The following is a 12,075-nucleotide window of genomic DNA, read 5'->3' as shown; positions in this document are numbered from 1 at the left end:
GGTGACCACTTCCCCGGATCTTCCCGCCTCCGTAACCGCCGCCGTCGATTTCCGCACCATCGACCTTCGGGGCCGCAGCATGACCCTTGCGGCCCTGCGTGCCGCCGTTCCCCGCGCCCAGGGCCACACCATGGCCGACGCGGAGGAGAAGGTCCTGGCCATCATCGCGGACGTCCGCCAACGCGGCGTTGCCGCGCTGGCTGAGCTGGCGGAGAAGTTCGACGGCGTGGCGCAGGAGCATCCGCTGGTCCCCAGGGAGGCGCTCGCCGCCGCCCTGGACGGGCTGGACCCTGCCGTGCGGGCCGCCCTGGAGGAATCCATCAGCCGGGCCCGGAAGTTCGCCGACGGGCAGCGCCCCCGCAACGTCGACGTGGAGCTCGGTGACGGCGCCGTGGTCAGCCAGAACTGGGTGCCTGTTGGGCGTGTCGGGCTCTACGTTCCCGGCGGGCTCGCCGTGTACCCGTCCTCCGTGGTCATGAACGTGGTGCCGGCGTTGGCGGCCGGCGTGGAGTCCATTGCCCTGGCCTCGCCGCCGCAGAAGGAATTCGGCGGCCTCCCGCACCCCACCATCCTCGCTGCGGCGGCACTGCTGGGCATCACCGAGGTCTATGCCATCGGCGGCGCACAGGCGATTGCGGCTTTCGCCTATGGCATCGAGGCAACGGAGGCCGGTCCTGCCCTGGAGCCCGTGGACGTGGTGACCGGCCCCGGCAACATCTTCGTCGCCACGGCCAAGCGCCTGGTCAAGGGCGTCGTGGGCATCGACTCCGAGGCAGGAACCACGGAGATCGCCATCCTGGCCGATGATTCCGCCCAGCCCGCGCTGGTGGCCGCAGACCTGCTCAGCCAGGCCGAGCACGATCCCAAGGCGGCATCGGTCCTCATCACCGACTCCGAGGAACTGGCCACGGAAGTCCGTGCGGAACTGGAACGGCAGGCCGCTGCCACCAAGCACTCGGACCGGGTCCGTGAGGCGCTGTCCGGGCCGCAGTCCGGCGTGGTGCTGGTGGACGGCCTGGACCAGGGGATCGCTGCCTGTGATGCCTACGCGGCCGAGCACCTGGAGATCATGACCCGGGACGCTGCAGGTGTGGCAGCGCGCATCCGTAACGCCGGAGCCATCTTCGTCGGCGATTACAGCCCGGTAAGCCTGGGGGACTACTGCGCCGGCTCCAACCACGTGCTGCCCACCAGCGGCACCGCTGCCTTCTCCTCGGGCCTGAACGTGACCACGTTCCTGCGGGCCATCCAGGTCATCAACTACAGCCGGGAAGCCCTGGAACAGGTCAGCGGGCACATCGTCAGCCTCTCCCGGGCCGAGGACCTGCCGGCGCACGGCGACGCGGTCACGGCCCGTTTCCCGGCCAACGGGTGACACCACTACATGTAGTAATTACAGGATTGTTATTACCCCATATCTGGCCGTAAACTGGGAGACGCCACGGCAGCGCCCCCCGGCGGTGCCCGTGGCTTCCAAGGCACCGCAGACCACGAGCGTGAAGGGGGACCGCCATGTACTGTCCGTTCTGCCGCAACCCCGATTCCCGCGTGGTTGACAGCCGCATGGCCGATGACGGTTCAGCCATCCGGCGCCGCAGGCAGTGTCCCGAATGCGGCCGCCGCTTCACCACGGTCGAAACCACCAGCCTCTCCGTCATCAAGCGGTCCGGCGTGGGGGAGCCGTTCAGCCGCAGCAAGGTCATCAACGGGGTGCGCAAGGCGTGCCAGGGCCGCCCGGTGAGCGAGGACGATCTCGCCATGCTGGCGCAGGAAGTGGAGGAACAGATCCGTTCCTCCGGTGCAGCCGAAATCGACGCGCACGAGGTCGGCCTGGTGATCCTGGGACCCCTGCAGAAACTCGACAAGGTGGCCTACCTGCGTTTCGCCAGCGTCTACCAGGCGTTCGAATCACTGGAGGATTTCGAAACCGCTATCGCGTTGCTCCGCCACGAGGCGGAGGAAGACGCCAAGGGCGCTGCCAAGAGCTCCGAGAAGAGCCCGCTCTAGACTCCGGTGGCGGCAGCGGAGGGGAAGCCGCAGCCGCCACCGGCACCACTCCTACTTGGCCAGTTTGTGCTTCAGCGCGATTTCCAGCGCCGCTCCCACGATGCCTGCCTCGTTGCGCAGGACAGCCGGGACGATAGGCGTGCGGAGCTTGAGGTTGGGAAGGTACTCATCCGCGCGCTTGGAGATGCCGCCGCCCACAATGAACAGTTCCGGTGAGAACAGGAACTCGACGTGCGAGAAGTAACGCTGCAGCAGCACGCTGTACTCATCCCAGGACAGCCCGTCGCGTTCACGGGCAACGGCGGACGCCTTGGATTCGGCATCGAACCCGTCAATTTCCAGGTGGCCCAGCTCCGCGTTGGGAACCAGTTTGCCGTCGAAAATAAAGGCCGAGCCAATGCCCGTGCCCAGGGTGATCACCAGCACCGTGCCGGAAACGCCGGCACCCGCGCCGTACCGGGCCTCTGCCAGGCCGGCCGCGTCGGCGTCGTTGATGACCTCTACCGGCCTGCCAAGCCGGGCGGTGAGGAGCGCGTCGATGTCGGTGTCCAGCCAGCTCTTATCCACATTGGCGGCCGAGTGCACCACGCCATGCTGGATGATGCCGGGGAAGGTCACACCCACGGGGGAGCCGGCCTCGGGAGCCTCCGGGCGTGCCGAAAGCTCGGCCACCACCAGCGCCACGGCCTCGGCGACCGCCTCGGGAGTGGCAGGCTGCGGGGTGGGTACCCGGAAGCGCTCACCGAGGAGCTTGCCCTTCTTCAGGTCGACAATGCCGCCCTTGATGCCTGTTCCACCGATGTCGATGCCGATCAGCGGTGCATTCTTGTGCGACTTCTCGTCCTTCTTGGCCAATGGGATTCCGTTCTTGACAGGGGCGGGCAGGAAAAGGGGCAGCCACTGGCAGCCCGTAAAGAGGGTCCGGTCTGCGGCGGCGGCCATGCCCTGTGCGGGCATGGGCCAGCCTACGGCAGGGTGAGGATTTCGGCGCCGGTCTCCGTGACCAGCAGGGTGTGCTCGAACTGTGCGGTGCGTTTGCGGTCCCGGGTGACCACGGTCCAGTCGTCGCTCCACATGTCCCACTCCACCGTGCCCAGCGTGAGCATCGGCTCGATGGTGAACACCATCCCCGCCTCGATCACGGTGTTGTAGGCGGGGGCGGCGTCGTAGTGCGGAATGATCAGCCCGGTGTGGAATGCTTCGCCGACACCGTGGCCGGTGAAGTCACGCACCACACCGTAGCCAAAACGCTTGGCATAGGACTGGATGGCGCGGCCGATGACGTTGATCTCGCGTCCCGGGGCCACCGCCTTGATCGCACGGTTCAGCGATTCCTGGGTGCGTTCCACCAGCAGCCGCGACTCCTCATCGACGTCGCCGACCAGGAAGGTGTAGTTGGTGTCGCCGTGGACGCCGTTGATGAAGGCGGTGATGTCGATATTGAGGATGTCACCATCCTGGACCACGGTGCTGTCCGGGATGCCGTGGCAGATGACCTCGTTCAGCGAGGAGCACAGCGACTTGGGGAATCCGCGGTAGCCGAGGGTGGAGGGGTAGGCGTGGTGGTCCAGCAGGAATTCGTGCCCCACCCTGTCCAGCTCATCGGTGGTGACGCCGGGCTGGATGTGCTTGCCCACTTCCACGATGGCCTGGGCTGCGATTTTCCCCGCGACCCGGATCTTTTCGATCGTCTCCGCGGACTTGACCTCGGAGCCGGTGAATTTGGCGGGTGCAGGCTTGCCGACATACTCCGGACGGGGGATGGACGCCGGGACGGGACGCTGCGGACTCAAGGTACCCGGGGTGAGGGTGCCAATGGGTGCAGTCGAGGCAAGGGAAGGCATAGATTGATCATATAAGGCACCACAGAACGCCTAACAACCGACAAGCGGCGGAGGGCACGCGTAAGTGTTTGTGTTACGTGGGTCACCCGGCATTCCTGTCGCCGGAACGAGGAGCAACGATGACTGAGTACTGGTTCAACGTCAAGACCCACGAGGTGGAAGAGGACCGGCTGTCGGACTGGAGCCAGCTCATTGGGCCGTACAAGACCCGGGCCGAAGCGGAGCACGCCCTGGAAAAGGTGAAGGCGCGCAACGAGGCCTGGGAAAAGGGTGACGACGACTGAACAGTAGGGTGGGCCGGCGTCAGGGCGGCAGGGCGTTGTGACGGCATTCCTCCGCGGACTGCCTCGCCCGCTGGCGGCCTCACCTTGACGTCCGCTTCCGGAATACCGCCCGGACGCGGAGGTCCCGGGCATTTGTGTCAGTGTCCCAGTTCCGCGTGGCCGTTGGGCCGAAGCTGAAAGTTTAGAAGGAATGCTCCGGGCCGGGGAACGTGCCGGACCGGACGTCGTCCCCATAGGCGGTAGCGGCGTCGAGCAGCGTGTTGCGCAGGTCCGCGTACTGCTTCACGAACTTGGCCATCCGGCCGCCCCTGAGACCCGCCATGTCCTGCCAGACGAGGACCTGCCCAGTGGTTTCCTTGCCGGCGCCGATGCCCACGGTGGGTACGTCCACGGCTGCATCAACGGCCGCTGCCGTCTCTGCGGGCACCATTTCCATCAGCACGCAGAATGCACCGGCGTCCGCAAGGGCGCGGGCATCCTCGATCAGCCGCTGGCCGTCGTCGCCGCGGCCCTGGACCCGGTACCCGCCCAGAGCATGTTCGCTCTGCGGGGTGAAACCGATGTGCGCCATGACCGGGATGCCCGCCTGGACCATGGCGCGGACCGTGGGGGCGTAGTACTTCCCGCCTTCGATCTTGACCGCGTGTGCCAGTCCTTCCTTCAGGAACCGGACACCGGCGGCCACGGCCTGCTCCGCACTGACCTCATAGCTGCCGAACGGCAGGTCCGCCACCACCAGGGCCCGTTTTGCGGTCCTGGCCACGGCCCGGCACAGGGGGAGCAGCTCATCCACGGTCACCGGAAGGCTGGTTTCGTTGCCGAATACGTTGTTGGAGGCCGAATCACCCACCAGGAGCACCTCGATCCCGGCTGCATCGAAAATCTCGGCCGTGTACTGCTCGTAGGCGGTGAGCATGGCGAACTTCGTGCCGTCGCGCTTGGCCTGCTGCAGGTGGTGGATGCGGACCCTGGCCGGCTTCCGGACGGCTGTGGCGGCGGCGTCGGCACTGGCCGGGGTGCCGGGGCCGGTGCCGTACGGTGCGGGTACTTCTGCGGACGCGCTGGAGTCTGAGCTGTTGCTGGAAGCCATGGGATGAGCGTAGTGCGGTACCCGCCGTACTAGCTACCGCGCGCATTGCGCGAGGACGGTGATTACCGTCATAGCCGCGGTGCGCGCGGGGTCATCCTGAAGCGGTAAGGGACGGATACCGCCGCGGGGCCGGGCGCCGCGCCAGGTTAATGCTGTGTTACGCGGGGCGCAGGCTCAAGCACGACGGCCGAATGATTAGTACAGTGATGATGAACTGCTGCCGGTTCTCCCCATTGCGCGGACCCGGAGCATGGACGTTGACCGGAGAAGAGGCCTTCATGGACCGCCAGCAAGAGTTTGTCCTGCGCACAATCGAAGAGCGCGACGTGCGTTTCGTGCGCCTGTGGTTCACCGATGTGGTGGGTTCGCTGAAGTCCGTGGCGCTTGCGCCGGCCGAAGTCGAGGGAGCCTTCGAGGAAGGCCTGGGCTTCGACGGATCTTCGATCGAGGGCCTGGCGCGTGTCTTTGAATCGGACATGCTGGCCCAGCCCGATCCTGCCACCTTCCAGATCCTGCCGTGGCGCGGTGAAACGGAGCAGACCTCCCGGATGTTCTGCGACATCCTGACCCCGGACGGGGAGCCCTCGGCGGCGGACCCCCGCAACGTGCTGAAGCGGACCCTGGCCAAGGCCGCGGACATGGGCTTCACCTGCTATACCCATCCCGAGATCGAGTTCTACCTGCTGAAGTCGAGCGAGCCGGGCCCGAACGGCGCTCCTGTTCCGGTGGATGAGGGCGGCTACTTCGACCACGTCCCCGGCGGCGTGGCCCAGGATTTCCGTCGCACGGCGGTGACCATGCTCGAGTCCGTCGGCATCTCCGTGGAGTTCAGCCACCATGAGGCCGGCCCGGGCCAGAACGAGATCGACCTCCGCTACGCCGACGCACTGCAGACGGCGGACAACATCATGACCTTCCGCACCGTCATCAAGGAGGTGGCGCTGCAGCAAGGCACGTACGCCACCTTCATGCCCAAGCCGTTCACGGACCACCCGGGCTCCGGCATGCACACCCACTTCTCGTTGTTCGAAGGCGACAGCAATGCGTTCTTCGAGGCGGGCGCCGAGTTCCAGCTGTCCAAGACAGCACGCCAGTTCATCGCCGGCATCCTCAAGCACGCTCCGGAGTTCACCGCCGTCACCAACCAGTTCGTCAACTCCTACAAGCGGCTCTGGGGCGGCGGCGAAGCACCGAGCTACCTGAGCTGGGGCCACAACAACCGTTCGGCCCTGGTCCGCGTCCCGCTCTACAAGCCGGGCAAGGGCCAGTCGGCCCGCATCGAGTACCGCGGAATCGACTCTGCCGCCAACCCGTACCTGGCCTACGCCGTGCTGCTCGGTGCGGGCCTGAAGGGCATCGAGGAGGGCTACGACCTTCCGGCCGCGGCAGAGGACGATGTCTGGTCGCTGAGCTCGGCGGAACGCCGGGCCATGGGCCACGATCCCCTTCCGGCCAGCCTGCACGACGCCATTCGTTCCATGGAGGACTCCGAGCTCATGCCGCAGATCCTGGGTGAACAGGTCTACGAGCACTTCCTGCGCAACAAGCGCGCGGAATGGCAGGACTACCGGCTGCAGGTGACGCCCTACGAGCTGCAGCGCAACCTCGGCATCCTCTAGGTGCCCGGCGTGAGCCTGGCACGCCGCCTCATCGCGGCCGGATTCAGCGACCTGGAGAAGGGCGAACGGTTCCTTGCCGCCCGCGAACTCGAGGGCCTGGACCAGGACGCGCTCTTCGCCGGACTGCAGCTCGCGGCCAGCCCGGACACAGCACTGCAGTCGCTGGTCCGGCTGATCGAAAAGCATCCCCAGCTGCGCGACCTTGCTGCTGCCGACCTTGAGGCCAGTGAACCGATGTTTCGGGTCCTGGGCGCCTCGGAAGCGCTGGGGGAGTTCCTGATCCGGCATCCCGAGCACCTGGACGCCTTCCAGGTCCGTGCCAGCCCGGAGCCGCTGCCTGCCGACCCGGCCCGCCTCCGCGCCACGCTCCTCCAGTCCGTCGGCGCGGACCCCCGCGCTGCCCGCCCGGTCGCCGCGGCCACGGGCGTGGAGGCCTATGCGGCCCTGCGGACGGCGTACCGGCGTGGACTGGTGGACCTTGCGGTCAAGGACCTTTGTGCCGCCGATCCGCTGGATTTCCTGCCCTCGGTGGGCGGCGAGCTGGCGGACCTTGCCGCGGCTGCCATCGATGCTGCCCTCGCCGTCTCCCGGGCTGAGGCGGCAGGGCAATACAGCGCCGCCGACGTTGCGGACGTCGGCCTTGCCGTGATTGGCATGGGCAAGTGCGGCGCGCGGGAGCTGAACTACATCTCCGACGTCGACGTCATCTACGTGGTCGACCCCGGCAGCCTGGCCGACGCGGACGCCAACACCATCGGCACCGCCCTGGCCAGCGGCATTTCGCGGGCCATCTCGTCGGTGGCCAGGGAACCGGGCCTGTGGGAGGTGGACGCCAACCTCCGGCCCGAGGGAAAGTCCGGCCCGCTGGTCCGCACCCTCGCCTCGCACGAGACGTACTACGCCCGGTGGGCCGAGAGCTGGGAGTTCCAGGCGCTGCTGAAGGCACGTGCCATCGCCGGCGACGCCGCCCTGGGGCGGGCCTACGAGGACGCCGTGTCGCCCCTGATCTGGAGTTCGGCCGGGCGTGAGGGCTTCGTGGAGTCCGTTCAGGCCATGCGGCGCCGGGTGACCGAGCATATTCCGGCCGCAGAGGAGCAGCGGCAGATCAAGCTCGGCCGCGGCGGCCTGCGGGACGTCGAGTTCACCGTCCAGCTGCTCCAGCTGGTGCACGGCAAGGCAGATGAGTCATTACGACGGCGGGACACCACCTCGGCGATCGCCGCCCTGTCTGCGGGTGGTTACATTGGCCGTTCGGATGCCGCGGCGTTCGACAACGCCTACCGCTACCTGCGCCTGCTGGAACACCGGATCCAGCTCTTCCAGCTGCGCCGCACCCACCTGATGCCGGTGGCCGACCCGGCGCTGCGGTCACTGGCGAAGGCCGTGCTGGGCCCGTTCTCCAACGAACGGCCCAGCCCGGATTCCCTGCTGTCTGCCTGGCACCGGACCAAGCGGTCCGTGCGAGAACTGCACGAACGGATCTTCTACCGGCCACTGCTGAACACTGCGGCCAAGCTCAGCAGCGAGGACGCCAGGCTGACCCCCGAGGCGGCCCAGGGGCGGCTGGCGGCGCTTGGATACCGGGACCCGCAGGGGGCCATGCGCCACATCGAAGCGTTGACGGCAGGGGTGAGCCGGCGCGCCGCACTGCAGCGGCAGCTCCTGCCCATCCTGCTGGACTGGCTTGCCGAAGGCGTTGATCCCGACGCAGGGCTCCTGGCCTTCCGCCGCGTCAGTGAAGCGCTGGGTACGACGCACTGGTACCTTGGCCTGCTCCGTGACTCCAATGCCGCCGCCGAGCGTTTGTGCCACATGCTGTCCAATTCCCGGCTGATCGCGGACCTCCTGGAAGTCTCGCCCGAGTCCGTTGCATGGCTGGGACAGGACAAGGACCTGGTTCCCGTGGGCTTTGAGGCCCAATGGCAGGAAATCACGGCGAAGATGTCGCGGCACGCCGATCCGGAGAGTGCCATGCGGCTGATCCGGCTGATCCGGCGGCGCGAGATCCTGCGCATCGCGATCGCCGATTCCGCCGGGCTGCTCGGCCAGGAGCAGGTGGGCAGGGCCCTGGCGGACACGGACCGGGCCGCAGTCCTGGGCGCCCTCCGCGTTGCGGAAGGCATCGTGGCCGCCGGGGGCCCGCTGAAGACCACGGTGCTGGTGGTGGCGATGGGCCGGCAGGGCGGCCGGGAGATCGGCTACGGCTCCGACGCCGATGTCATGTACGTCCACCGGGCCCTCCCCGGATTCACCGAAGCGGAGGCGCAGGAACAGGCTGCCCGGATCGTGTCCAAGGTATCGAGCCTGCTGACCCAGCCGTTGAAGCCCGCCATCATGGCCGAACGGGTCCTCCAGATGGACGCAGACCTGCGGCCGGAGGGCAAGAACGGGGCCATGGTCCGTTCCCTGGACTCCTTCGCCGAGTACTACCGCCGCTGGTCCCTGATCTGGGAGGCGCAGGCCCTGCTGCGGGCCCGCCCCATGGCCGGCGACGATACCCTGGCCGCAGATTTCCTGGAGCTTATCGACCCCATCCGGTACCCGGAGACAGTCTCGGAGCAGGACGTGCGCGAGATCCGCCGTATCAAAGCCCGGGTGGAATCCGAGCGGCTGCCCCGCGGCGCGGACCCCGCCCGCCACCTCAAGCTGGGCCGCGGCGGACTCAGCGACGTCGAGTGGCTGGTGCAACTGCTGCAGCTGCAGCATGCCGGCAAATACCCGGAACTCCGCACGACGTCCACGCTGGAGGCCCTCAACGCCGCAGCGGACCTGCGGCTGCTGGATACCGCCGACGCCGGCCTGCTGGCTGAGGCCTGGCGGCTTGCCAGCCGCATCAGGTCTGCCAACGTTATCTGGAGCGGCAAGGCATCCGACCTCCTGCCCTCCTCCCGCCGGGACCTGGAAGCCGTGGCACGCTGGTGCGGCTACGAACCGGGCAACGCCGCTGCCCTGGAGGAGGATTACCTGAGGGTGAGCCGCCGGGCCCGGGCGGTCTTCGAACGGGTCTTCTATGGAAACTAGGCCGGCCCCGTGGGTGTGGCTTATTCCGCTGCGTGACCTCGACCGGGACGCCCGCGCCATCCAGTTCGGCGCCGTCGCCGCCATGTCGCTGCTGCCCGGCCAGGAGCGTTTCGTCGGCGACCCGCTGCGGATGGCACTGGCCGGACTGGCGGAGGAATCACGGCATCCGTACGTGGTGGAAGCCAAAGGTGAACCGGTCGGCCTGCTGACCCTGCAACGGGGCGCGGCTTGCCTTGCCGGCTGGCCGGATGAGCACTCAGCGTGGCTGCTGCGCGGGTTCCTCATCGACTGCCGGCACCAGGGCTTAGGACTGGGCACGGGGGCGGCCGCCGCGGCCGTGGAGGCAGCGCGCAGGCTTACGGCCAGGCACTCAACCGGTGAGTCCGGCGTCGTCCTTTCCGTCAATGAGGAAAATCCGGCGGCGCTGGCTGCCTACCGCCGTGCCGGTTTTGTCGACGCCGGGCGCTACTTGGGCGGCTCCTCCGGCCCCCAGCGCACGATGTTCCACAGCTTCGCCGCTGCCTGCTGACGTAACCCGCCGGACGGGCATTGCGCTTGGCATCCAATTGCCCGAGTATGTGGATTGGCGGTGTTCTCCAACCTTGTTGGGGGGAAGGCTGGACAGAGTCTTCGTCTCGGGGGGCATTCGTCAGGGGGTCCGGTTCCCGGTCTCAGCACGTCAGGAAGCGGGCCCCCACCTTAGGCTTTTTGTTCCCAAGGGCCCGCAGCCCCGGAACGCCAAAGGCGGCCACCGGAATGATCCGGTGGCCGCCTTTGCTGCTTCAGTGGTCCTGCCAGGCAGGCCGCAGGCTAGACGCCGTAGTAGAGCTCGAACTAAGCAGGCTTGCTTGCGGGGGGTTGGGTGACGTTGAGACCCTTGATTTTCTGCGGTTTTCGTATTGGGTGAGTTTGGCAGGCGCGGGCATTTTTTGCCTCTCCCGCGGACTTTCCGCGGACTCGGGCCACTAATCCGTTGATGGCCAGGTAAGGCCGTTCCGCCGGTTGAAGTTTTCAGACCGTCGCCGGGATTGCTTCGTCCCAATATTCGTGGGTCTTGCCTTCAAAGACACGTCTGCTCTGTGCATCGCCCGTATGGCGTCAACGTCGGACTGCTCGAAGCGGATTCTGGAGCCGTACTTTGAGTGGGGCCATCGCTCCTTCTTCATCAGTCCGCGGACACCCTCGGGGCTCATTTGCAGTAGCTTCGCCAAATCACTGACGGTGAGCAGCCGGTCGCTTGGGACCTGAGCTTCTTCGGATTCCACGGACACATGCTAACCGGGCATGTACTCGTAATCCGGTTCCTGGTCCTCGTACGGCGAGCGCAGCGTGTGCTGCTGCCGTTCCTTCTCGCGTTCTTCCGCTTCTATACGGGCCATCATCGCCGCGAACCCATCAGGGTCAAACTTCACCATCCCAAGACCGTAAAGCCGGGCCCTGACACTGGCGACGTTACGGCGAATCACACCATTGTTACTTGTTGACTCGAGGTCCCGCTGATGGAATGACGGCCCCTTCATTTACGCTAATCGAACTCGCACAAATCTCACCTATGGGGGGCAACAATTGAAGAAAGCACTACTCACCCTGCCTGTCGCGGCGCTGCTTCTTGCAGGGTGCGGCGGTACGCCGCAGAGCACGCCCACTGCGCCGACGGTGGAACCAGCGACAGGGTCGGCCACTACCGCCTCAGCTAGCCCTTCTGCGTCGGCCCTTGCCGCTTCAGGGGCCAAGTCCAGTCGGGGAAACATCGTCAAGAAGGTAGGCGAAGGGGCTTCCGTCACCGATAAGGACAAGACGGTAGCCAGCTTCGTTATCAACTCAATCACTGTCGATCCGAAGTGCACCGATCCAAACGCCATGCCATCAAATAATGGCCATCTCGTAGCCCTCAACGTCTCGATGGAAACGACACCTGACCTCGCTGCCTCCGTGAACCCTCAGTTTGGGCTTGCGGGTTACGCCTGGAAGGCGGTGGCCGATAACGGCACCACCTTCAACGGTGACCTCAGCACCTATCCCGCATTTACGTGCTTCACTGCCGCGGAACGGTTTCCCTCAGCGCTCGGGCCGGGTGAGAAAGCTACTGGGATGCTAGTTGTCGATGTTCCCACGGCAACGGGTGTTCTGGTCCACAAGCAGGGATTCATGCCCTTGGGCTGGGAGTGGGAATACCCAGCAAAGTAGTAGTTGATTTTGCAGAAAGCCCC

At 66.6% G+C, this 12,075-nt stretch carries 12 protein-coding genes; 7 read left to right on the top strand and 5 right to left on the bottom strand.

The annotated features are described in order from the left end of the window. Position 1: 1 nt before the first annotated feature. Together hisD and nrdR are read left to right on the top strand one after the other, a co-directional pair. Entirely contained in the window at positions 2 to 1,375 is a 1,374-nt protein-coding gene (hisD, locus tag RM50_RS12335; protein ID WP_043453033.1) for a histidinol dehydrogenase, read from the top strand. 137 nt (positions 1,376 to 1,512) lie between these two features. Then, on the top strand, positions 1,513 to 2,007 hold the full coding sequence (gene nrdR / locus RM50_RS12330; RefSeq protein WP_043453030.1) for a transcriptional regulator NrdR: 495 nt from the start codon (positions 1,513 to 1,515) through the stop codon (positions 2,005 to 2,007). Between the two features lie 51 nt (positions 2,008 to 2,058). On the opposite strand, the gene ppgK is transcribed toward nrdR, so the two are convergent. Together ppgK and map are read right to left on the bottom strand one after the other, a co-directional pair. Continuing rightward, entirely contained in the window at positions 2,059 to 2,862 is an 804-nt protein-coding gene (gene ppgK, locus RM50_RS12325) for a polyphosphate--glucose phosphotransferase (RefSeq protein ID WP_043453142.1), read from the bottom strand. Between the two features lie 110 nt (positions 2,863 to 2,972). Continuing rightward, entirely contained in the window at positions 2,973 to 3,851 is an 879-nt protein-coding gene (map, locus tag RM50_RS12320) for a type I methionyl aminopeptidase (protein ID WP_043453027.1), read from the bottom strand. 119 nt (positions 3,852 to 3,970) lie between these two features. Here map and RM50_RS20695 point away from each other — a divergent pair, with 119 nt between their 5' ends. Next, complete coding sequence (locus tag RM50_RS20695) at positions 3,971 to 4,135, top strand: SPOR domain-containing protein (protein ID WP_156133879.1); 165 nt, start codon at positions 3,971 to 3,973, stop codon at positions 4,133 to 4,135. Positions 4,136 to 4,316: 181 nt separating this feature from the next. On the opposite strand, the gene panB is transcribed toward RM50_RS20695, so the two are convergent. Then, positions 4,317 to 5,225, bottom strand: coding sequence for a 3-methyl-2-oxobutanoate hydroxymethyltransferase (panB, locus tag RM50_RS12315; protein WP_043453023.1), 909 nt, complete (start codon positions 5,223 to 5,225; stop codon positions 4,317 to 4,319). Between the two features lie 278 nt (positions 5,226 to 5,503). On the opposite strand from panB, the gene glnA reads away from it, so the two are divergent. From glnA to RM50_RS12300, 3 genes are read left to right on the top strand one after another with little or no spacing between them, the layout of a single operon-like run. Next, positions 5,504 to 6,844, top strand: a complete 1,341-nt coding sequence (gene glnA, locus RM50_RS12310) for a type I glutamate--ammonia ligase (RefSeq protein WP_043453139.1) — start codon at positions 5,504 to 5,506, stop codon at positions 6,842 to 6,844. A 9-nt stretch (positions 6,845 to 6,853) separates the two neighbouring features. Then, entirely contained in the window at positions 6,854 to 9,865 is a 3,012-nt protein-coding gene (locus RM50_RS12305; protein ID WP_043453021.1) for a bifunctional [glutamine synthetase] adenylyltransferase/[glutamine synthetase]-adenylyl-L-tyrosine phosphorylase, read from the top strand. Beyond that, positions 9,855 to 10,394 carry a GNAT family N-acetyltransferase gene (locus RM50_RS12300; protein ID WP_043453019.1) on the top strand — a complete coding sequence of 180 codons (540 nt, stop codon included), beginning with the start codon at positions 9,855 to 9,857 and terminating at the stop codon, positions 10,392 to 10,394. The genes RM50_RS12305 and RM50_RS12300 overlap by 11 nt, the downstream gene beginning before the upstream one ends. 436 nt (positions 10,395 to 10,830) lie before the next feature. Here RM50_RS12300 and RM50_RS21270 read toward each other — a convergent pair whose 3' ends face one another. Further along, positions 10,831 to 11,130, bottom strand: a complete 300-nt coding sequence (locus RM50_RS21270; protein ID WP_156133878.1) for a helix-turn-helix domain-containing protein — start codon at positions 11,128 to 11,130, stop codon at positions 10,831 to 10,833. A 9-nt stretch (positions 11,131 to 11,139) separates the two neighbouring features. Continuing rightward, positions 11,140 to 11,280: a hypothetical protein gene (locus tag RM50_RS12295; protein WP_156133877.1), complete on the bottom strand. Its 141-nt coding sequence runs from the start codon at positions 11,278 to 11,280 to the stop codon at positions 11,140 to 11,142. A gap of 151 nt (positions 11,281 to 11,431) precedes the next feature. Here RM50_RS12295 and RM50_RS20690 point away from each other — a divergent pair, with 151 nt between their 5' ends. Next, a complete protein-coding gene (locus tag RM50_RS20690; protein WP_156133876.1) occupies positions 11,432 to 12,052 on the top strand; it encodes a hypothetical protein in 621 nt (206 codons plus the stop codon). Positions 12,053 to 12,075: the final 23 nt, after the last annotated feature.

The organism is Pseudarthrobacter phenanthrenivorans, from assembly GCF_000813845.1.
Lineage (GTDB): Bacteria > Actinomycetota > Actinomycetes > Actinomycetales > Micrococcaceae > Arthrobacter > Arthrobacter phenanthrenivorans_B.
This window is presented reverse-complemented; position numbering and strand designations above follow the sequence as displayed.

Coding starts and splice junctions, on each gene's coding strand:
- nrdR (WP_043453030.1), top strand. CDS start 1,513: ATGTACTGTCCGTTCTGCCGCAACCCCGATTCCCGCGTGGTTGACAGC.
- map (WP_043453027.1), bottom strand. CDS start 3,851: ATGCCTTCCCTTGCCTCGACTGCACCCATTGGCACCCTCACCCCGGGT.
- RM50_RS20695 (WP_156133879.1), top strand. CDS start 3,971: ATGACTGAGTACTGGTTCAACGTCAAGACCCACGAGGTGGAAGAGGAC.
- panB (WP_043453023.1), bottom strand. CDS start 5,225: ATGGCTTCCAGCAACAGCTCAGACTCCAGCGCGTCCGCAGAAGTACCC.
- glnA (WP_043453139.1), top strand. CDS start 5,504: ATGGACCGCCAGCAAGAGTTTGTCCTGCGCACAATCGAAGAGCGCGAC.
- RM50_RS12300 (WP_043453019.1), top strand. CDS start 9,855: ATGGAAACTAGGCCGGCCCCGTGGGTGTGGCTTATTCCGCTGCGTGAC.
- RM50_RS12295 (WP_156133877.1), bottom strand. CDS start 11,280: ATGGTGAAGTTTGACCCTGATGGGTTCGCGGCGATGATGGCCCGTATA.